The sequence below is a fragment of the Gimesia sp. genome (assembly GCF_048260065.1).
Taxonomy (GTDB): domain Bacteria; phylum Planctomycetota; class Planctomycetia; order Planctomycetales; family Planctomycetaceae; genus Gimesia.
Genome location: NZ_JBLXHC010000030.1, coordinates 1 through 20,126 on the forward strand (window position 1 = coordinate 1; position 20,126 = coordinate 20,126).

Consider the following 20,126-nt stretch of genomic DNA (forward strand, 5'->3'; position numbering starts at 1 on the left):
CTCAGGGTAAGACGCGTGACTTTCCTCCCATATACCCGCCGCATATACACCAGTCCGATCCGGATGACATCGGGCTTCGAATCTTTATGCCTTCTCGCCCATCCGACCAGTGCCTCGTATGCGATTCGTGTTCCTCGGGCCAGGAGTTTGCCTGCTGCTTCCTTCAGATTCCGCCTCGCGGCGGACACCCTTGCAGTTCGGCTAGGAGTTCCTGTCATCAAGGCCTCCATCGGGACTTGCACCCGACAAGTCACTTCCCGGGTCGCTTTCGCTAACCGGTTGACAGCGTCAGGTCGTGACGCTGCGCGTCATGCCTGACGCACATAAAAAAACTCCTCTCTTAACTGAATCAGAGAGGAGTGAATTCATTCTGGCTTTGCAGCAGCGATCAGGAGATCGTGCCACCAAAGGTTGCTTCGCTACCGAGAATCTCTTCGATGCGGAGCAGCTGATTGTATTTGCAGATACGGTCGGTTCGGCTGGCGGAACCGGTTTTGATCTGTCCTGTGCAGAGTGCAACAGCGAGGTCAGCGATGGTCGTGTCTTCGGTTTCGCCGGAACGATGGCTCATGACGGCGGTGTAACCATTGCGGCCGGCCAGTTGAACGGCTTCGATAGTTTCAGAGAGCGTACCGATCTGGTTGACTTTCACCAGGATGCTGTTGGCAACACCTTCATCAATCCCACGCTGCAGACGTTTGGGGTTGGTTACAAACAGGTCGTCACCGACGAGTTGCACTTTACCACCCAGACGATCGGTTAATGCTTTCCAGCCTTCCCAGTCGTCTTCTGCCAGACCATCTTCGATGGAGCAGATCGGATATTTATCAACCCAGGAAGCGAGGAAGTCGACCATGCCGGCGGAATCGAACTCGCGTCCTTCCACGGTGTAGATACCGGTTTCCGAGTTGTAGAATTCGGTTGAAGCAGCGTCCAGGGCGATCTTCACCTGATCGCCGGCTTTGTAACCTGCTTTTTCAATCGCGGTCAGGATCACATCGATGGCGTCTTCACTGTTTGGCAGATCGGGAGCAAATCCCCCTTCGTCACCGACGGCAGTACTCAGACCTTTGGAAGAGAGTACCTTCTTCAGTGAATGGAAAATTTCGGTTCCACAACGCAGTGAATCACTGAAGTTGTCGAAGCCCAGAGGCATGACCATGAATTCCTGCAGGTCGATGCCGTTGCTGGCGTGCTCACCACCGTTGATGATGTTCATCATCGGGGCAGGCAGACGGTTAGCACCGACGCCACCCAGGTAACGGAACAGTGGCAGATCGGAAGCGTGTGCTGCTGCATGCGCTGCTGCCAGTGAACAGGCGAGGATCGCGTTGGCACCCAGGCGTGATTTGTTTTCGGTTCCGTCCAGATCCAGCATGACACGGTCGATCAGCAGCTGATCGCAGACATCCAGGTCGACCAGTACATCGGCGATTTCGGTGTTCACATTTTCGACGGCCTGCTGAACCCCTTTGCCCAGAAAGCGATCTTTTTTATCTGCATCACGCAGTTCACAGGCTTCGTGCATCCCTGTGCTGGCACCACTGGGTACAGCGGCGCGTCCGACAGTTCCGTCTTCCAGTTCAATATCCACTTCCACAGTGGGATTCCCGCGGCTGTCAAGAATTTCACGGGCATGAACGGAACTAATGGCAATACTCATCGTTTGTGTTTCCTCAATTACTTCTATGAAATGAACTCGAGCAGCTGAGTGTGTGACACATCAACATTGTTCGATACAAAGGCTCTCAGAGAAGCATCTTTTTAGCAGAAACAGGGATTAAGCTCAAATGACTGGGTTTAGAATGTATGAATCTTTCGGGGACCCGGGCTAACGATCTAAAGCGCCCCCCAGGGAAGCCAACAGCAGGGACTACGAGCGTGTTAAATGACGAAACCCCTTGAATAGAATAGCTTTCCGAATGATTAACTTCTCTAAAGAATCCTGTCAGACTAAGCTGTTTTTTTCGATTCGGGGATATACGCTTGAGGATTACCGATTATTCGCTGCTGACGGGAATCGCGAATCTCGTCAGGCGCCCTGAATCTTGTTAAACTGTTCTATTCCAGTCCCAGGCTCAAAACAGGCCTGTGATCTCTTATGAAAATGCCTTTAAAAACTGCCTGGTTTGAAACTGTTTCCGATGAGTTCAACTTCACAACAAAATAGTTCACATACATCTGCCACGTCCTACCCCCGCCTGAACGTGGAACCTATGGACCCCCAGCTGACGACAATTCAGCCGGGCGGCGGAATTATTATCAATCTGGAGATGTTCTGGGGACGCTGGCGACGGTTCTGGCTGAAGACATTTCGGCGTGGCTACGTGCAGAAAATGCAGAGCTGCAGGAAAGGGGATTTCAATCCCTGTCCGCATGAAGTCCTCGATCCGCGCGATCTGAAGTACCATGAAAATCAGGGCGGCTACTACTGGGAGCCCGAAGACGATCCGTTTGCTTATCGCAGTCGGCTCCCGTTTGCGCGGGAAGGACTGGCAGAACTGATCGTACTCTCCACCCTGTTCTTCGGCGGTGCCGCTTTGACAGCAGGACTGCTGCTCTCCTTTCAGGCGTCAGGCCTGGTCGCGATCTTCGGCTGGTTGCTGGCGTTCACACTGGTTCTGTTCGGACTGGAGATTGTCTGGTTCTTCCGCAATCCGAATCGAACGATTCCGGCGGGAGAAGGAGTGATTGTCTCACCGGCTGACGGGACCTTTGATACGATTGAAGAGATCGAACATCATGAATACATCGGCGGCCCGGCCATTGAGATCGGCATCTTCCTGTCGATCTTCAACGTGCACATCAACCGCATGCCGGTCGCGGGCAGGATTATCAAACTCGCTTACAAACCGGGTAAATGTCTCAACGCGCTGCGACCGGAATCCACGCGCGAGAACGAGCGGCTGGAAGTCTACCTGCAGATGCCGGAACCGACCAACCGTCCCATGCTGGTCCAACAGATTACCGGTGCCATTGCCCGCCGCATCGTCTGCCGCATCAAGCCGGGGGATGAGTTACAGAAGGGGCAGCAGTTCGGAATGATTAAGCTGGGCTCCAGAACGGTAATCGTGTTTCCCAAAGAGCCGGGCCTGGAAATCCTGACTAAACCGGGGGACAAGCTCCAGGCGGGATCGACGATTCTGGCAAAGTACACGGATGCAGCAGAGAGTGTGACACCAACGGGAGAGGCATCCGATGAAGAAAAAGCGTAGACTGATCGCCGTGCTGCCGACACTGCTGACACTGGGAAACGCCGCCTGCGGATTTGGCGCGATCACCTATGCCGCGAAGGTCGGTCCGGAATATCTGGGACAGGCTGCCAATGGAGGTGGCCTGACCCGCATGCTGGGTTCTTCACCCGGTCTGTATAATTCCTTCGAGAACCAGCATCTGTTTATAGCTGCGGCCTTGATCTTTGTGGCGATGCTCTTCGATGCGCTGGATGGGAGTGCTGCCCGCTGGGCCAATCAGACCAGTGAATTCGGTGCCCAGCTCGACAGCCTGTGTGATGCCATCAGCTTCGGAGTAGCACCGGCCTTTCTGATGCTGCAGATGGTTCAGTTTCGAACCGATTATCATCCCCGCCTGTTATGGGTCATTGCGCTGCTGTTTGCTGTCTGTACGATCCTGAGACTGGCCCGCTTCAATGTGGAAACCGAAGAAGAGGACACGCACGAAGGATTCAGCGGGCTCCCCTCACCTGCCGCAGCGGGAGTGGTGGCTTCCTTTCTGGTCGCCATGCGGGGGATCTATAAACTGTCGGAGACGGAACACGATACCCTGGCAAAATCGATTGCCGACTGGTTGATTCCTGCAGTTGCCTGGTCGCTCCCCTGGATCACTCTGGCCGTCGCAGCGTTGATGGTCTCGCGTATTCACTATTCGCATGTCTTTAATCAGCTGTTCAGGGGTCAGCGCAGCCGCCGCCATGTACTGCAGCTGGTCTTTTCGATGGCTTTAGTGTTCCTGGTTCAGGAGTTAGCCATCCCGGTTCTGTTCTGTTATTTCGCGTTTTCGTCTCCAATTCGTGCTTTTTGGGAAGAAGTTGTCTCTGGGCGACTATACAAATCGAAACAAATTTGAGAAACTGACTCGTTTAACTCCCTGTTTTATCGAACCTTGAAGGTACTGTCGCCGATGTTTACGGGACTGGTCGAGGGTCGAGGTACCGTTCATCTTCTGGAGAAGAACGGCTCCGCCATCGATTTAACGCTAGCGATTCCGGAATGGATAACGAATGATGCCCACATGGGAGACAGTGTGGCCATCAACGGATGCTGCCTGACGGTCGTGGAAATCGAAGCCGGCTTCCTGAAATTTCAGGCGGGTGCGGAGACCCTTGCCAAGACCAACCTGGGTCTGCTGGCACCCGGCGATGAGGTCAACCTGGAACGCCCCCTGGCAGCCAACGGCAGACTGGGCGGACACTTTGTCCAGGGCCACGTGGATGGCGTCGGTACGATCAAATCGATCGACAAAGACGGGGAGTGGATCACGATGTGGTTCAATGTGCCGGAAGCATTAGCTCTGCAGATGGTCGCGAAAGGTTCGGTCACGATTGACGGGATCAGCCTGACGATTGTGGAAAGCCAGCCGGCCGCCTTCAGCATCGCTTTGATACCACATACGCTGGAAGTGACCACCCTGGGTCAGAAACAGGTGGGCAGCGTTGTGAATATCGAAACGGATATCCTCGGGAAGTACGTACAGAAACTGATTCCCATAACATCAGATGGTTTCAATGAAAGAAGATGAAAGGCAGACTCGATCCTATTTAATGCAGCTCTTCGAGCGGCATGGCTTTAACCCGCGCTCTGATCTGGGCCAGAACTTTCTGATCGATCTGAATATCATCGAATACGTCGTTGAAAACGGTCACATCCAGCCAAACGATATCGTGCTCGAAGTCGGCACCGGCACCGGAGGCATGACCACCTTCATGGCCCAACAGGCGGGGCATGTGATCACGGTCGAATATGATCGCAACATGCATACGCTGGCTAAGGAAGCGACTCAGAAATACGACAACATCACGCTGTTGAACTGTGATGCGTTAAAAAATAAAAACCACATGTCGCCGACCGTGCTCGATGAAATCGCCGCACAACTGGAAGCGCATCCGGGCAGCCAGCTCAAACTGGTTGCGAATCTGCCTTACAACGTGGCGACGCCGATCATCTCGAACATCGTTGCCTCCGATCTGCCCTGGAATCGCATGGTCGTGACGATCCAGTACGAACTCGGTTTAAAAATGGCCTGTAAACCGGCGACATCCAATTACGGTGCCCTGTCGGTCTGGCTGCAGTCACAATGTTTTGTGAAGCTGTTGAAGAAAGTGGGGCCAACGGTCTTCTGGCCGCGTCCCAAAGTCGATTCCGCCATCGTACAGCTTACACCCAACCCGCCACTCAAACAGAAGATCGTCGACCGGGTCTTCTTTCAGGACTTTCTCCGCAGAGTGTTTCAGCATCGTCGAAAGCTGATGCGAAGTACGCTGGTCGGGATGTACAGCAAACAACTGTCGAAAGCGGCCGTTGATGCGATCCTGCTGAGTCATGAGATTGATAAAGAAAAAGCCAGGGCCGAAGAACTGACCGTTCCCGAACTGATTGAACTGTCAAACACGTTTCAGGAACAGATCGCAGAGCAGGCAAACCGGTAAAAAAATTGTCCCCTTCCATCAGGGTGTCTAAAATACGTTCAACCAAAATCAGTATAAAATAAATCACACATAAACAGCAAAAACATTCAAGTGTCGCGTTAAGGAGAGGAACAATGGAAGATCGCATTATCTGTCAGGGAATTACATTTGATGACGTCTTACTGCAACCTGCATATAGCGAAGTAATGCCATCGGAAGTCAGTGTTGCCACTCAGCTCACCAGAAATATTCCCCTGAATGTTCCGATCATCAGCAGTCCCATGGATACGGTCACCGAAAGTGATATGGCAATCGGGATGGCCCAGGAGGGGGGCATCGGCATTATTCACAAGAATATGCCCGCCGATCAGCAGGCGATGCTCGTGGATGTGGTGAAACGAAGTGAACATGGGGTCATTGTCGATCCTGTCACCCTGCCACCGGAAGCCACGGTCGCGGAAGCGGCTGATATCATGAAACGCAGGAATATCGGCGGTGTCCCTGTCACAAAAGATGGGAAACTTGTAGGAATTTTAACGAGTAGAGACCTGCGATTTTTAGACACGCCAGACAAGTCTGTTTCCGAGGTTATGACGAAAGATAAGCTTGTAACGGCTAAAGAAGATACAACGCTTGAAGCGGCTCAGCGGATATTATTGGAAAATAAGGTCGAGAAACTTCTGCTGGTTGACGAAAATTATCAACTGAAGGGGCTTATTACAATTAAGGACATCGACAAGACGATGCAGTTCCCTCTGGCCTCGAAAGATTCACGAGGTCGGCTGCGAGTAGGAGCTGCCGTTGGTGTACACGATTATGAACGAGCCGCTTTACTGATTGAAAAAGGGGTGGACCTCCTGGTCGTTGACAGTGCACATGGCCATTCGGGCAATGTGATACAGACCGTGAGAGAAATCAAAAAACGATGGGACATCGATGTGGTTGCCGGTAATGTGGCAACAGAACAGGGTGCCCGTGACCTGGCAGATGCTGGTGCAGACGCCGTCAAGGTCGGCATCGGTCCTGGCTCAATCTGTACGACACGAATTATCTCCGGTGTGGGTGTGCCGCAGTTAACGGCTATTTCCAATGCTGCCAAAGCATTGGAAGGGTCGGGAATTCCGGTCATCGCGGACGGAGGCATTCGTTACAGTGGTGACATTGCCAAGGCACTGGCAGCAGGTGCTCATACGGTAATGTTAGGAGGTTTGCTCGCAGGTCTGGATGAGAGTCCAGGCGAGTTGATTCTCTACCAGGGACGCAGTTTCAAGCGTTACCGCGGTATGGGATCCATGGGAGCGATGGTTAAAGGTAGTAGCGAACGCTACCGACAAAGTTCAGTTACACAAGATGGAAAGGACACTGCGAAAAAACTCGTTCCGGAAGGAGTAGAGGGTCGTGTGCCTTACAAAGGCCCATTGCAGAATCTGCTCTATCAGCTTGTAGGGGGACTACGGGCCGGCATGGGTTATCTTGGTGTCCAGTCTGTCGCGGAAATGCGTACCGAAGCTCGATTTATTCAGGTTTCAGCAGCAACGGTCAGGGAGAACCATCCGCATGATATTGCAGTTACTCAAGAAGCACCAAATTACACAGCCGAACATTCGCCTATGGAATAGTCGCCGCCTGCGGTGGGTATTAACCGCAGCGATCGCGCTGGGATCATGTCCTTACTCATTCGCTGGTGAGTCTGCAACATCCACCGATCCGTTCCTGTCCCAGACCAGCTCATCAGCACAAACCTGGGAAGAACTCAAAAGCCGTTCTCCCGAACAACGCTGGGAATCGCTCGCCAAAGAGAGTAAACGCGAGCAGAAAAAACAGGAACGCAAAGACCGCCGCGAGCAGCGCAAGACCAGCCGAAACAGTGATGAGCTGGAATTCGTTCCCGAATTCCGCCAGATTCCTGATGACATGCCGGAAACACCAGCGGCCACCGGAGCACTCAACAAAGCTCCGGCCGCCAACAGCGGCTTCAGCACGCCAGTTGCTCCTGCAGCCGAACCTTATAAAACAATCGGGCTGGAGCAGAATCCTGCTGCCCCCGCTGCGACGGCAAAAAATCTGGAATTCAAAGGACCGGCACCCGTCAGTCAGCCACAGCAGATTGTACCGGTCTTCCCGGATACTCAAACTGCAGGTACCGCTTACATCAATACACAAAATACCTATGAATCTCCTGATCCCGTACCAGGCCTGGATCCCAATGCTCCCGGTTTCCTGGAAGACGAAACCCCACACATGTTAAAGAAGATTGCCGGCATCAGCCCGTTCTTCAATTACGAACCGGATCCGGAGATCGCCAAAAACGAACCCTGTCGCAACCTGTGTCCGCGACCGGATGGCAAACCCTGTAAAACTTCGGATGAAGAAGGGGGACAAATTCTGGCCTGCCCCCGCGAATTCCAATTGAGCCACGAACCTTACTCGGGTCGTAACTTCACCGAAAGTATTTATACCTGGGAAGCCTCTGATCTGCACTACAACCCACTCTACTTTGAAGATCCCAACCTGGAACGCTACGGTTACTCACGCCGCGATCTGGTGCAGCCCTTTGTCTCCATCGGTCGGTTCACCGGTCAGTTGATTGCGTTGCCTTACCAGATGAGCATCGACCCTGTGAGGAAAAAAGTATATCCGCTGGGATTCTATCGTCCGGGTGAACCCAACATTCCGAAACGTATCAATGGTGTTCCCTGGAATACTAAAGCAGCACTTACGGAAGGACTTACAGCAACCGGCCTGATCTTTATCCTTCCGTAATGATTCGGATCTGAATCATTCTGAAGCGGTGGTTGCTGAACGACGATCAATTCGATATTCTCTAAACACACTCTGATCTGACTGATTGGAGTGTGTTTTTGTTTTTCTCCCACCGATTCTGCGTATTTGAGAGTGAACTTCAGCACCATGTCTCGCGATTCTGTCAACAACGTTTCTTCTGCCTCCCGTGATCTAGCCAACGATATTATTCAGCGCGTGGCCAGATTAGTCAGTGAAGCAGAAGCAGAAACCAAACCGCTGGAACTGGACCCTTATCGCAGTCGACTGTTTGAACTGTTCGTGATGGCGGATGCTGCCGGCTTTGTCTCAGAAGAAGCGGAAATCGATCTCACCGCCGACAATCTCTGTCGGGAACTGGCCAGCCACTGGGGACTGGCATCAGCCACTCAGAACGCCGTCGAATCCCAGGGGAAACTCCCCCCCGAACAACTCAGCAAAATGCGAATCCTCTGGTCAGTGCTGCGTCTGTGGATGGAATGGGATTACGCCTGGAAACGCTGGGAAGAGTTTCACCCGAACGACCGTGCCTGAAGCTGAAGTTCTCAGACTCAACCAGTCAAGCTCTGCCAGAACGCGGTCAGCCGCTCTGCCGCCTGTTCGCTGGTGAACTGTTCTGCTGATCTCTGCAGTGCTGCCTGCGCCAGAGTCTGACTGAGACCGGAATCATTCAACACGCGCTGCATCTCGTCTGCCAGCAAACCAGCATTCCCGGGAGGAACCAGCAGCGCAGACTCTTCGTGTTTTACGATTTCTTCCGTCCCGCCGGCATTGGTCGCCACAATCGGTAAGCCACTGGCAATCGCTTCCAGCAGCACCCGCCCCAGAGGTTCCTGATTCGCGGGATGTACGAGCAGGTCGGCTTCGTTCATGAGGAACTGGATATCCTCCCGATATCCAAGCCGATGCAGGCGACCTTGTAAACCTGGTTGTTCAAACGCGGCATCGAGTGCCTGATCAAAGTCGATGCTCTCCTGTTTCTGCGAATGACGCTCTCCCACCAGTAGAAAATGCGTCCGCTGATCCCCCTGCTCTGCCAGCAGTCGGGCTGCTTCCGCCAGGACATCCTGACCTTTGCGCAGACCGATCTGCCCAATCGTCAGACAGAGTTGAACATCCGCGTTGAGTCCCAGTTCCTGTTTCAAAGCGCCTGTCGTCGGTCTGGGCTGAAAGCGTTCGACATCAACGCCGTTATAACAGACGGTGACCCGCGCAGGATCCAGTCCCCGACCGACGTGAAAATCGCGGGTTGCCGCTGAGACTGCTGCCAGCTTCTGATTCTGGTTCAGATCGTGAATCGCGGCGCGACTGAGTTTGATGATATCCCGCAGGTGACCTGAGCAGGGCACAGGCAGCTGATCAGCGAGGGCTCCTGTCAACCGCGACATCGACAGGCTGTTGGCATGCAGCAGATCAAAGTCTCCTGACTCGATCACAGGAATGATCTGTTCCGCGATCGCTTCCCGCGACAGTCGCTGCCTGGCAGCATCGTGAAAGAACACGGGATGACATGCGATGCCAAGTTTCTCAAGCGCAGACTGCAACAGACTGTCAGGGGGACAGAAGGCGCTGAACGCGAATTCCTTTCCCTGCAGGCGCGCGAGTACGGCCAGCATCGAATGTTCGCCTCCATTCAACGAGCCGAACTCAAACAGGAGCGCTATCCGTTTCACGAATCAGTCAGCTTTCACCGGTTGATCGAGTTTCGCCGCCAGGACGGCTGCTTTTGTTTTTTGCAGTCCGGTCTTCGCGACTTCCAGTGGATCCTGCTGCCAGTAGTCGCGGTTGAACAGTTCCAGCGAGAGCGTTCCGCGGAAGCCGGCCTGATGAATCATGCGGAAGATATCGGTCAACGGTGCCACCCCATCGCCGGGATAGACGCGATGTGCATCGTTGATCGTTTCACGGGGCGGATCGGCGGGATAGTCATTCACGTGAAAGACCTGGATCGCAGAACCACTGAGCAGACCGAGGCCGGCAAAGTCGGAGCCCCCCTTATAGATGTGATAGACATCAGGCAGCAGACACGCTTTGGGATGCCCGCTCTCGATGGCGACGAACATCGATTCTCCCAGTCGCGACAGTGAACTGGAGAAGCCCCAGACTTCGACCTGCGGAATCACATCCATCTGGTCTCCCAGTTCCAGTAAGGCGCGATACCGTTTTGCGGCTTCGAACAGATTCAGATCGGTCTGCTTTGTCGCGCCGGTTGGCGGAGCCGCAATGCGAATGCCGCCGATCTGGCGAAGCGTGTCCATATCCCGCTTCGCGACTTCCATTCCCTCTTTTCGCGCTGCTTCATCATCGACAATCCACTGGGCAAAGCCGATTGCGCTTTCCACCGTCAGGCCGGCATCGTCGATGCGTTTCTTGAGGTCTGAGAGTGAGCCGCCTGCTTTCACATATTCATCGATGTCGCGCAGCCAGGGTTCAATCGAATCGTAGCCGGCCTGCGAAGTCAGGTTGACCTGTTCGACAATTCCCAGCTTCTGCCCCCGAATGGTGCTGGTGTTGAAACAGTAGCCGAAAGGTTCTGCAGCCGTACGTGTACGGTGCGTCCCTGCCGAGGCAGAGGGAGATGTAGCGAATCCTGCTGCCAGGAGACCTGCGGCGGCCAGCATTTCGCGTCGATTGAGATTGGTTTGCATTGAAATATTCCGGTGGGCTGTGGGAGCGGGTTGGTTATCCATTAAAGCTACCGGATGCGCAGACCATTTTCAACCTGTTCCCATGCCCCGGTCAAAGGCTTCCAGGTCCCGCTGGAACAGGCTGAGCACCTTCTGCAGCGTTTCCCGATTGATTTTCCAGCTGGGATTATCCACTGTATAGCGATTGCAGTGATCGACAATCAGCCGATACAGAAATTTGAATAAATGTCGAGGCACCCGCAGCTGTGCAAACTGACCAATCAGTTCCTGTTCCGAGATCGAATCGTCGAACAGATCCTTAATAGAGACATTGGAACCGGGTTCCGTCGCACAGGCCCGGACGCGATCGCAGGCGACGTCGTATAACGATTCGCCGGTCCAGTCCAGCGAGGTCACCAGGTTCTGCTTATCCAGCCGCGAACGTTCGTAGAATTCCTTTTCTTCGCGCTGCAGATAATACACTACATCAGAGGGGAGCAGCAGCTTGAACGCAACGCCCGGATGTTTGAGCAGTTTGTTATCGAACATCGGCCAGAGCAGGTCCCGCATGCGTTCCGCCGACCCATTGACCAGGTGCGGCTCATCGACCCGGTCGACCAGAATCACGATATTTGTGAAGCCCATCTTTTTGAGGATGGTTTGGAATTTGGTGAGCAGTTCGTAGCGGTCATCACTGCGGTCCCGATAAGGGATCGGCTGGCCGGCGAGTTCCCGTCGCTCGATGCGCGAAAGAATTTTTCGCAACGCGTTGGGCAGATGATCGAAGACGCGCACTTCGCGGGTCACGCGCCAGGCTTTCCAGAGCAGTGTCGTCTGTCGCCATAACCAGGGTGCCCAGCCGACAAACATGATCAGCCAGATCCACCACTTGCTGAAGTCCTTCCAGTTCCCCAAGTAGAAGACCAGGCTGACCGTGACGATGGTCACCAGGAAACCGAGCGCCCGCTCCCATTCGGTTTTCCAGTAAGCAAACTTCAATTTTTTCCGTAGCCGGTTCCAGCGTTGTACGGCGGGCATGTCGAGGCTGTTGTCATAGAACGCCGCCAGCAGCAGCAGGTCCCGTTTTTCCAGATGCGTCAGATTCGCCACCTGCGCTTTGGAGACGGATTTGATGTTGTTATCTGCCGATTCGTTTGGCTCGATCATCTGGCCAATCAGCTGTGTTACGCCGATCGACAGAATGGCATCCATGTGGTCCCATAACCGCCAGTGTGAGAGCAGACGTTCCGGGCGGCGATTGCGTCCGGAATAGCGTTCGCGGAAACAGTCCAGAAAGGGATTGAAGTCGTCGTACTCAATCACCAGCACCCGATTCTCGGGATGATTGGCATTATACATCTGCAGTTGCTCAATCATCTGCATCCGGATGGCGGTTTTACCGGCTCCTTTTTCGCCGAACACCACCGATGTGGACGGGTTGGCCGGATTGGAAAAAATTTTGTCCCAGACCGGATGATGCGTTCCGTTGAGACAGAATTCCTTGAAAACGTGATCGCTTTGTGCGTCTTCCTGCCCGAACGGATTCTCTTTGATTCCGTGATGCTCCAGAAACTGCTGAACTTTCATAAATATCCACTTATTTAAACAGAGTCAGGTTAATTCTTTATACTGCAGCGACTTAGGGCAGATTCCTCACTGCTGCCTGACTTTGTAATCAAACCAGAAGCGGAGCGGCAGGCGATCTGGCGGAACTCATGTCAAAATGAGAAGTCTGGGCAACCGCGTTGTTACTAAAACATAGGTCATCATTCGCGAAAATGGTAGTCACTGGATTCTGTGAGCGGGAAAATAGTAACTGATTTTCAGGACGGTTCCGCAGGCACCTCTTGCAAGTTGCCTGTCGTTTCACGAGAATTCACGGCAGTCGGATCGTGCATCCGTCAGAAAAGCGTTCCTGATTCCATTCCTGCTGAAGGTTGTATTTTACGTTGAACTGGCTTCCTCTTCTTGGTGCAGTGGCTTTGTTTGCCATTGGCATGCGGCTGTCGGCCCTGTTCAGTGGATCAGAAACCGGCTTCTATCGCGTCAGCTTTCTCAGGCTGAACATCGACGCGAACGAGGGAGATCCCATCGCCAAGCGTCTCTTATGGTTTGCGCAGAACCCCAGTTATTTTGTCGCGACCACGTTGATTGGAAATAACCTGGCCAATGATCTGACAACCATCGCCATTTCGATCGGTATCGCTGAAGTCTTTCAGCAGTCAGGAGGTTCGGCTGAAATCGTCACGACAATTCTGTTCACGCCGATCATCTTCATCTTTGGCGAACTGGTGCCTAAAAATCTGTATTACCGGTCCCCTTCGATGCTGCTGAAACGCTACTGTCGCTGGTTCGATTTCTTTTATTACGCCTTCTGGATTATCAGCACGCCCCTGGTTGCGATTACACGTTATCTGGAACGTTTTTCCCCCGATCGGAATAAGCCGGCCCAGCTGGTTCTGGGACGACAACGCCTGGTAAAAGTGCTGGAAGAAGGGCACCTGGAAGGTCTGTTGAGTAATTCACAGAAACAGCTGGTACGAGGCATGTTCAATACGGCGGCCCAGTCCGTCAAAAAACTGATGATCCCTCAGAATCAGATTACCGGTGTCACGCGCACGACAGATGCCGCTGACATCATTCAGTTAGCGCAACGGAATCAGCTCTCGTTCATTCCCATTCGCTCCCGCGGTAACTCCACTGAATGGACTTCCTATCTGAAACTGGTCGATCTGATCACCTCGCCGGCCCCGATTATTCCTGCGGTATACAACATGCCTCGACTGCAGTCTGATTTTAGTATGCTGGAATCGCTCTATATTCTGAGAAACTCCGCTTCGGCGTATGGAGCGATCTACGAAAACGACAAACAGCTGGGCATCGTCAGTCAGCTCGATCTGGTGAAAGCCCTGTGTTCTTCGAACGGACCGCTGATGATGACCCGCGAGGTCCTCTAAACGGCTGATTTTCGCTGTTTTTCGGCTCGATTGCGGGATCAGGCCGTGGGGCGTACAATCAACGCCCATTGAATAACCAAAACTCAAACGGTCACGAGATTTGTATCCGCGTGCATTCACAGGCCAGCGATTCGAGAGAACCCCGCCGTGATTTCCGTGTCTTTTTATATTAGTTTGTTTCACTCCCTGACCAGAATTCACCTTTTACGGAATTATTATGACCCAACGTCGCATCCTGGTCACCGCGGCTCTGCCTTATGCCAACGGTGACATCCATCTCGGCCATCTTGTGGAATACATCCAGACTGATATCTGGGTGCGGTTCCAGAAACTGCGCGGCCATGCCTGCCGCTTCTTCTGTGCTGACGATACGCATGGAACAGCGATTATGATCCGCGCCCGCCAGGAAGGCCGTTCGGAAGAAGCGCTGATTGCCGACGTCCAGCAGAAACATATTGCCGACTTCTCGGGGTTCAATATTGAATTCGACAATTACGGCAGCACCAACAGCGAACAGAATCGCCAGCTGTGCCATGAAATCTGGAGCGCATTACGCACCGCGGGACTGGTCGTTGAGAAAGAAGTGACTCAGCTCTTCGACGTACAGGAAAATACGTTTCTGGCCGACCGCTTTGTCAAAGGGACCTGTCCCAAATGCCAAGCCACCGATCAGTACGGCGACAACTGTGATAAATGTGGCAGCACTTACACACCGGCCGACCTGACTGACCCGATCAGTACGCTCTCAAATACCACGCCGGAACTGCGGACCGCCACTCATCTGTTTGTCCGCATCGAAGACCTGCACGGCTTCCTCGATGAATGGACACAGTCAGGCGAGCATCTGCAGTCCGAAGTTGCCAACTATCTGAAAGGGCACTTCCTGGGCGACCCGCTGCGGGACTGGGATATTTCCCGCCCTGCCCCATACTTCGGATTTGAAATCCCGGACAGCCCGGGCAATTACTGGTACGTCTGGTTCGACGCGCCCATCGGTTACATCGCCTCAACACTGGAATGGTGTGAGAAGAACGGCGAAGACTTCGACCAATGGTGGAAGAATCCCGAAACCGAAGTGCATCACTTTATCGGCAAGGATATCACTTACTTCCACACGCTCTTCTGGCCGGCAATGCTCAAAACCGCGGGCTTTAATCTGCCCGAGAAGGTTCACATTCACGGCTTCCTGACCGTGGACGGCGAAAAAATGTCCAAATCGAAGGGGACCTTCGTTAAAGCGGCCACTTATCTGAATCACCTCGATCCCGCCTGCCTGCGTTACTATTACGCCTCCAAGCTGGGACCGAGACTGGATGACCTGGATCTGAACCTGGACGAATTCGTTCAGAAAGTGAATTCCGATCTGGTAGGCAAGGTGGTCAATCTGGCCAGTCGCTCGGCGAAGTTTGTCGCGAATACGGGTCTGTCTGCTGAGTATCCCGAGGATGGCGGACTGTTCGCGCATGCCGCCAGCCGCAGTGATGCGATTGCCGCCGCTTATGAAGCCTGCGATTACAACGGTGCAATGAGAGAGATTCTTGCACTGGCGGATCGCGCCAATAAGTATGTCGAAGATCAGAAACCGTGGGAACTTCGTAAAGACGAAAGCCGACAGGCGGAGCTGCAGAATATCTGCACGATCTCGTTAAATCTGTTTCGGCAGATTGTCATCTATCTGAGCCCGGTTCTGCCGAAACTTTCTGAGCAGACCGGCGAACTGTTAAATGATCCGATTGTCAGCTGGGATCAGGCACAGACTCCCCTGGCAGGAACGGCCGTCAATAAATTCCAGCATATGTTTAAACGAATAGAAGAAAAACAGGTACAAGCCATGACTGAAGAAGCAAAAGAAGAAGCCGAAGCCGCTGAAAGTGAAGCAGCCGCCTCACAATGGAACGACAGCGGAGACGCCCTCGAGCAGGAGCCTATGTCGGAAGAATGCACGATCGATGATTTCGTGAAAGTCGATCTGCGCGTCGCGCGGATTGTGGAAGCGAACTCAGTTCCCGAAGCGAATAAGCTGCTGCAGCTGACGCTCAGCCTGGGAGGCGATGAACGCCGCAACGTTTTCGCCGGCATCAAAGCAGCTTACAATCCGGAAGACCTGATCGGTCGACTGGTGATCTGCTGTGCGAATCTCAAACCCCGCAAAATGCGGTTTGGTACGAGCGAAGGGATGGTATTGGCTTCCGGACCGGGCGGGAAAGATGTCTTCCTGCTCTCCCCGGATGAAGGCGCGGTGCCAGGACAGCGCGTGCATTAAATGCGAAATCCAAAGTAATCAAACAGGCCACCTGAGTTCTCTCGGGCGGCCTGTTTTCGTATGCATGTCAGGCAACAGTTTGTCCAGGAGAAGCCTGCTATGGATTCTGTCGTACCGGATGCCCGGTTAAACCATAACGTTTTCCCTGCTGGCTGGTCGTCCAGAAAAAGGCGTCCCATTTTCCCTGCCTGACCACAGGTGTAATATGCCCACTGTAGATGATGTTGCGTGGCTGATCTTCAGGTTCGAGATATCGCTGATTTTTATGATACGCCCGAAATGGACCAGCGGGCTGCTGTGATACGACATGGGCAATCTGAGCACTTCCTTTATGAAAATGCTCAATGATAAACAGGTGAAAGAGCCCATCGACAAAGACCGCTCCTGTCAGTTCCTGGGCTCGGACCATCACAGGCGGTGCCGCCACGGTAATGGCTTGGGACCAGGATGCTTTGTCTCGCGGATTTTTAGAAGCGCGGTATACGATCTGATACCCGTCGACTCCCGTCGTACGGTGATACAGATGAAAGCGGTCATCCCCGGCTCTCGATATGAGGGCGACATCATCGTCTTCGCCGGGCAGTTCTGAAACTGGTTGACCGGATTTGTTCCAGGGAATCTGTTCCGGATCAGGGCCCGACCAGGCCAGGCCTGCACTCCGCCCGGTATACTGTCTGGTTCTACGCGCACTGTAAGGACAGTAGATCACGCCATCGGCCAGCGTCGCTGCAACAGGACTGGCCACACCATAGCGATCGAAGGCGTCTGCTGCAGTTCCTTTTCTGATCGCCACACCATGGTAGCGCCAGTCAGCTAAATCCGGACTCGAAAACAGATGAATTTCCGTGTTATAGGTATTGGGGTGATTATCACTGGCCAGCGGGATGACATCTGCCAGCAGGTAATATTTTTTCTTTTCAGGATGCCAGATAATAGTATGTTCGCGCAGGCTGGATTCGCCTGTGACAGAACCCTCCGGCAAGGAAACACGAAATGTGTTTGTTCGATCGCATGACACGGGTAACTCGGCCCGCAGCACCTGTTGAAAAAGCACAACTACTACTAATATCCGGAACAGGTTTGACATCAATTCCGCTTTCAGAACGATATGCTTCCATTGAAATTCGGGAATTTGAACGAAACGCCACACACAGACAATCCCGACTATCATTGCAACCGATTTAACTGGCGTTATCAACGGTCCATCACTTCGACGTATTTTACAGGAATCATCCACTCTTGATCACCGTTTTTACTGATTTTTGGATGAGGTTTTCATCTCAAACCAGCACAACCCTCAAAACCACCAAAACGCACGCCATCAAGTCTTTATTCTTCTGAAATTTAATTGACTCGCTTGATAAAAAACATAAGTTTTGGGTGGCCACTCAGTCGGTGTCCCCTCTGATCGGGCCAATGACAGAGGATCTGATACGTAAGTTAATTTTATTCCCAGCACAAATCTGATCCTGTAACAAACCGGGGTTACCAGTTCCCTAAGCGAACTCAATTCGGAACACCTCGAAGTATTTAAAACAACACGAAGTGAATCGCACATTCGTAAATCTCGGAGAAGGACAATGACTAAAACGACTCTACAGCAGAAACGACGAGCTGGTTTTACACTCGTTGAAGTAATGATTGTTGTCGTGATTCTTGGAATCCTGGCTGCAACCGTTTTACCACAGTTTATTTCCACGAACGATGATGCCAAAGAATCAGTACTCGTTCAGGACCTGCAGACTCTGCGAAGCCAGATTCAGGTTTATAAGTTCCAGCACGATGGCAAATATCCCGCAGACGGTTCGACCGATACGGATGATTTCCGCAATGCACTGCTGCTTTCCAGCGATAAAGATGGAACCACCGGTGCCGTCGGAACCAAACCACTGGGTCCGTACCTGATTGGCAGTGTTCCTCCTAACCCCTTTACTGGTGGTCGTGGAATCATGATCGTCACCGACGTGGCCGGTACGACTCCCGATGAATCTGCTAAAGATGGAACGGAAGTTGTCGGCTGGATTTATAATCCTGCGACAGGTGAAATTAAAGGTAACAACTCTGGCAATGCCGCTGACGGCAGAGCTTTAGACACGCTTTAATCTTCTGGCTCAGCCTGGCCTGAAAATCTGGCTGAGTGCTTAATTTGAAAAGTGTAAACCTGAATCAGCCCCTTGCATGATTTTTGTGCAAGGGGCTGTTTTTATGGAATTGACGACCTTGTGTTGCTTTTCTGCTGACTTTGCTTTTAAGTATTAATAACAAAGCAAATCTCAACCGCTGAAACGTTGTCTCACGAATCGTGGTGACAGCAGCGCAGATTCAGAAAGGCAGACACGATGCGAAGCTTGTCCCTCGCGCTGGTATTCGTTACCAGTCTCTTCTTCACGAACGAATCCTCCGCGGCAGTTCAAACGGCCGCTTCCACGTCACCCGCGCGACCGAATATCATGGTGGTGCTCTGCGACGACCTGGGCTACGGGGACCTCGCCTGTTACGGTCATCCGCTGATTCAAAGTCCGAATATCGACCGCTTTGCCAAAGAGGGATTGAAACTGACCAGCTGTTATGCGGCGCATCCCAACTGTTCCCCTTCGCGCACCGGCCTGATGACCGGCCGCACGCCGTTCCGCGTCGGTATCTATAACTGGATTCCCATGCTCTCCCCCATGCATGTCCGCAAACGGGAAATCACGATCGCGACTTTACTGCGTCAGTCAGGCTACGCGACCTGTCATGTCGGTAAATGGCATCTCAACGGCATGTTCAATATGGTCGGACAGCCCCAGCCTTCCGATCACGGCTTCGATCACTGGTTCTCGACGCAGAACAACGCCCTGCCCACGCACGAGAACCCATTTAACTTCGTGCGAAACGCCAAACCCGTGGGTCCGCTGCAAGGATATGCATCGCAGCTGGTGGCCGACGAAGCGGAACAGTGGCTGACGGAACTCCGCGATAAAGAAAAACCGTTCTTCATGTTTGTCTGTTTTCATGAGCCCCACGAACCGATCGCCAGTGCCGAACGTTTTCGCAAACTTTATACCGCGCCCGAAGATTCCACCCTGCCCGCGCATCACGGCAATGTCACACAAATGGATGATGCCTTCGGTCGTATTTTGAAAACACTGAAAGAACAGAAACTGCGGGATAACACATTGATCATCTTTACCAGTGACAACGGGCCGGCCATCACAAAACGACACCCGCATGGTTCTTCCGGACCACTGCGCGATAAAAAAGGAGCGACTTACGAAGGGGGAATTCGCGTGCCCGGTATTATCCAGTGGCCCGATCATGTCAAACCGGGAACCACCAGCGATGTCCCCGTATGTGGCGTCGATATTCTACCCACCCTGTGTGCCGTCGCTGACATCCCGTCCCCGACCGATCGCGTGCTGGATGGCACGAATATACTGCCGCTGTTGGAAGGTAAATCGATCCAGCGAAAAAGGCCGCTCTACTGGCAGTTCAACCGGGCACACAACGATGCCAAAGTCGCGATCCGTGATGGTGAATGGAAGCTGCTCGCGAAGTTGAATGTTCCCAGCCCCAAACCGTCCGGCGGTATTACAGCGGAAGAAATCGACGCTGTCAAAAATGCGAAGCTGGAAGGCTTCGAACTGTATCACATCCAGAGTGACATCGCCGAGACCACCGACCGTGCTGAAAGCGAACAGGAAATCCTGGAAAAAATGAAACAACAAATGCAGGAGATTTTCGATGAAGTCCAGGCCGAAGCCCCCCGCTGGCCTGAATGGGAATTCGCCCGCTATGAGGGAAAAATTCTCTCGGAATATTACCGTAAGCAGGAAGAGGCAAAGAAACAGAAAAAGCAGAAGCAGCCCTGATCA

Annotated in this window: 17 protein-coding genes; 11 read left to right on the plus strand and 6 right to left on the minus strand. The window is 53.0% G+C overall.

Annotated features, from left to right (window positions below; translation table 11 throughout):
* Nucleotides 1-218, minus strand: a 218-nt coding sequence (locus ACN0YN_RS29715; RefSeq protein ID WP_417388513.1) for a hypothetical protein, incomplete at its 3' end; no start/stop codon positions are given.
* A gap of 170 nt (nt 219-388) precedes the next feature.
* Nucleotides 389-1,663 carry a phosphopyruvate hydratase gene (eno, locus tag ACN0YN_RS29720; protein ID WP_417388514.1) on the minus strand — a complete coding sequence of 425 codons (1,275 nt, stop codon included), beginning with the start codon at nt 1,661-1,663 and terminating at the stop codon, nt 389-391.
* A 553-nt stretch (nt 1,664-2,216) separates the two neighbouring features.
* Here eno and ACN0YN_RS29725 point away from each other — a divergent pair.
* The 7 genes from ACN0YN_RS29725 to ACN0YN_RS29755 all read left to right on the plus strand — a co-directional run bounded on the left by ACN0YN_RS29725 (nt 2,217) and on the right by ACN0YN_RS29755 (nt 8,959).
* Nucleotides 2,217-3,215, plus strand: coding sequence for a phosphatidylserine decarboxylase (locus ACN0YN_RS29725; RefSeq protein WP_417388515.1), 999 nt, complete (start codon nt 2,217-2,219; stop codon nt 3,213-3,215).
* The gene (pssA, locus tag ACN0YN_RS29730) at nt 3,199-4,086 is read left to right on the plus strand and encodes a CDP-diacylglycerol--serine O-phosphatidyltransferase (protein WP_417388516.1); all 888 of its coding nucleotides are present in this window, start codon (nt 3,199-3,201) and stop codon (nt 4,084-4,086) included. The genes ACN0YN_RS29725 and pssA overlap by 17 nt, the downstream gene beginning before the upstream one ends.
* Before the next feature lie 54 nt (nt 4,087-4,140).
* Nucleotides 4,141-4,758 carry a riboflavin synthase gene (locus tag ACN0YN_RS29735; protein ID WP_417388517.1) on the plus strand — a complete coding sequence of 206 codons (618 nt, stop codon included), beginning with the start codon at nt 4,141-4,143 and terminating at the stop codon, nt 4,756-4,758.
* Nucleotides 4,745-5,665, plus strand: coding sequence for a 16S rRNA (adenine(1518)-N(6)/adenine(1519)-N(6))-dimethyltransferase RsmA (gene rsmA / locus ACN0YN_RS29740; protein WP_417388518.1), 921 nt, complete (start codon nt 4,745-4,747; stop codon nt 5,663-5,665). The genes ACN0YN_RS29735 and rsmA overlap by 14 nt, the downstream gene beginning before the upstream one ends.
* Nucleotides 5,666-5,778: 113 nt before the next feature.
* Nucleotides 5,779-7,263: an IMP dehydrogenase gene (gene guaB, locus ACN0YN_RS29745; protein ID WP_417388519.1), complete on the plus strand. Its 1,485-nt coding sequence runs from the start codon at nt 5,779-5,781 to the stop codon at nt 7,261-7,263.
* Nucleotides 7,202-8,407 (plus strand): hypothetical protein, encoded by a 1,206-nt coding sequence (locus ACN0YN_RS29750; RefSeq protein WP_417388520.1) that lies wholly within the window; start codon nt 7,202-7,204, stop codon nt 8,405-8,407. Before guaB ends, ACN0YN_RS29750 begins: the two co-directional genes overlap by 62 nt.
* Before the next feature lie 147 nt (nt 8,408-8,554).
* Nucleotides 8,555-8,959 (plus strand): hypothetical protein, encoded by a 405-nt coding sequence (locus ACN0YN_RS29755; RefSeq protein ID WP_417388521.1) that lies wholly within the window; start codon nt 8,555-8,557, stop codon nt 8,957-8,959.
* A 17-nt stretch (nt 8,960-8,976) separates the two neighbouring features.
* On the opposite strand, the gene ACN0YN_RS29760 is transcribed toward ACN0YN_RS29755, so the two are convergent.
* The 3 genes from ACN0YN_RS29760 to ACN0YN_RS29770 all read right to left on the minus strand — a co-directional run bounded on the left by ACN0YN_RS29760 (nt 8,977) and on the right by ACN0YN_RS29770 (nt 12,639).
* The gene (locus ACN0YN_RS29760) at nt 8,977-10,098 is read right to left on the minus strand and encodes a glycosyltransferase family 4 protein (protein ID WP_417388522.1); all 1,122 of its coding nucleotides are present in this window, start codon (nt 10,096-10,098) and stop codon (nt 8,977-8,979) included.
* Nucleotides 10,099-10,101: 3 nt separating this feature from the next.
* Nucleotides 10,102-11,073, minus strand: a complete 972-nt coding sequence (locus ACN0YN_RS29765) for a sugar phosphate isomerase/epimerase family protein (protein WP_417388523.1) — start codon at nt 11,071-11,073, stop codon at nt 10,102-10,104.
* A gap of 69 nt (nt 11,074-11,142) precedes the next feature.
* Entirely contained in the window at nt 11,143-12,639 is a 1,497-nt protein-coding gene (locus ACN0YN_RS29770; RefSeq protein ID WP_417388524.1) for a hypothetical protein, read from the minus strand.
* Nucleotides 12,640-13,001: 362 nt separating this feature from the next.
* Here ACN0YN_RS29770 and ACN0YN_RS29775 point away from each other — a divergent pair, with 362 nt between their 5' ends.
* Nucleotides 13,002-14,009, plus strand: a complete 1,008-nt coding sequence (locus ACN0YN_RS29775; RefSeq protein WP_417388525.1) for a CNNM domain-containing protein — start codon at nt 13,002-13,004, stop codon at nt 14,007-14,009.
* 217 nt (nt 14,010-14,226) lie between these two features.
* The gene (gene metG / locus ACN0YN_RS29780) at nt 14,227-16,272 is read left to right on the plus strand and encodes a methionine--tRNA ligase (RefSeq protein ID WP_417388526.1); all 2,046 of its coding nucleotides are present in this window, start codon (nt 14,227-14,229) and stop codon (nt 16,270-16,272) included.
* 97 nt (nt 16,273-16,369) lie between these two features.
* Here metG and ACN0YN_RS29785 read toward each other — a convergent pair whose 3' ends face one another.
* A complete protein-coding gene (locus ACN0YN_RS29785) occupies nt 16,370-17,422 on the minus strand; it encodes a hypothetical protein (RefSeq protein WP_417388527.1) in 1,053 nt (350 codons plus the stop codon).
* 430 nt (nt 17,423-17,852) lie between these two features.
* Here ACN0YN_RS29785 and ACN0YN_RS29790 point away from each other — a divergent pair, with 430 nt between their 5' ends.
* Together ACN0YN_RS29790 and ACN0YN_RS29795 are read left to right on the plus strand one after the other, a co-directional pair.
* Nucleotides 17,853-18,374, plus strand: a complete 522-nt coding sequence (locus ACN0YN_RS29790) for a type II secretion system protein (protein WP_417388528.1) — start codon at nt 17,853-17,855, stop codon at nt 18,372-18,374.
* 237 nt (nt 18,375-18,611) lie between these two features.
* Nucleotides 18,612-20,123: a sulfatase-like hydrolase/transferase gene (locus ACN0YN_RS29795; RefSeq protein WP_417388529.1), complete on the plus strand. Its 1,512-nt coding sequence runs from the start codon at nt 18,612-18,614 to the stop codon at nt 20,121-20,123.
* The last annotated feature ends 3 nt before the right edge of the window (nt 20,124-20,126 follow it).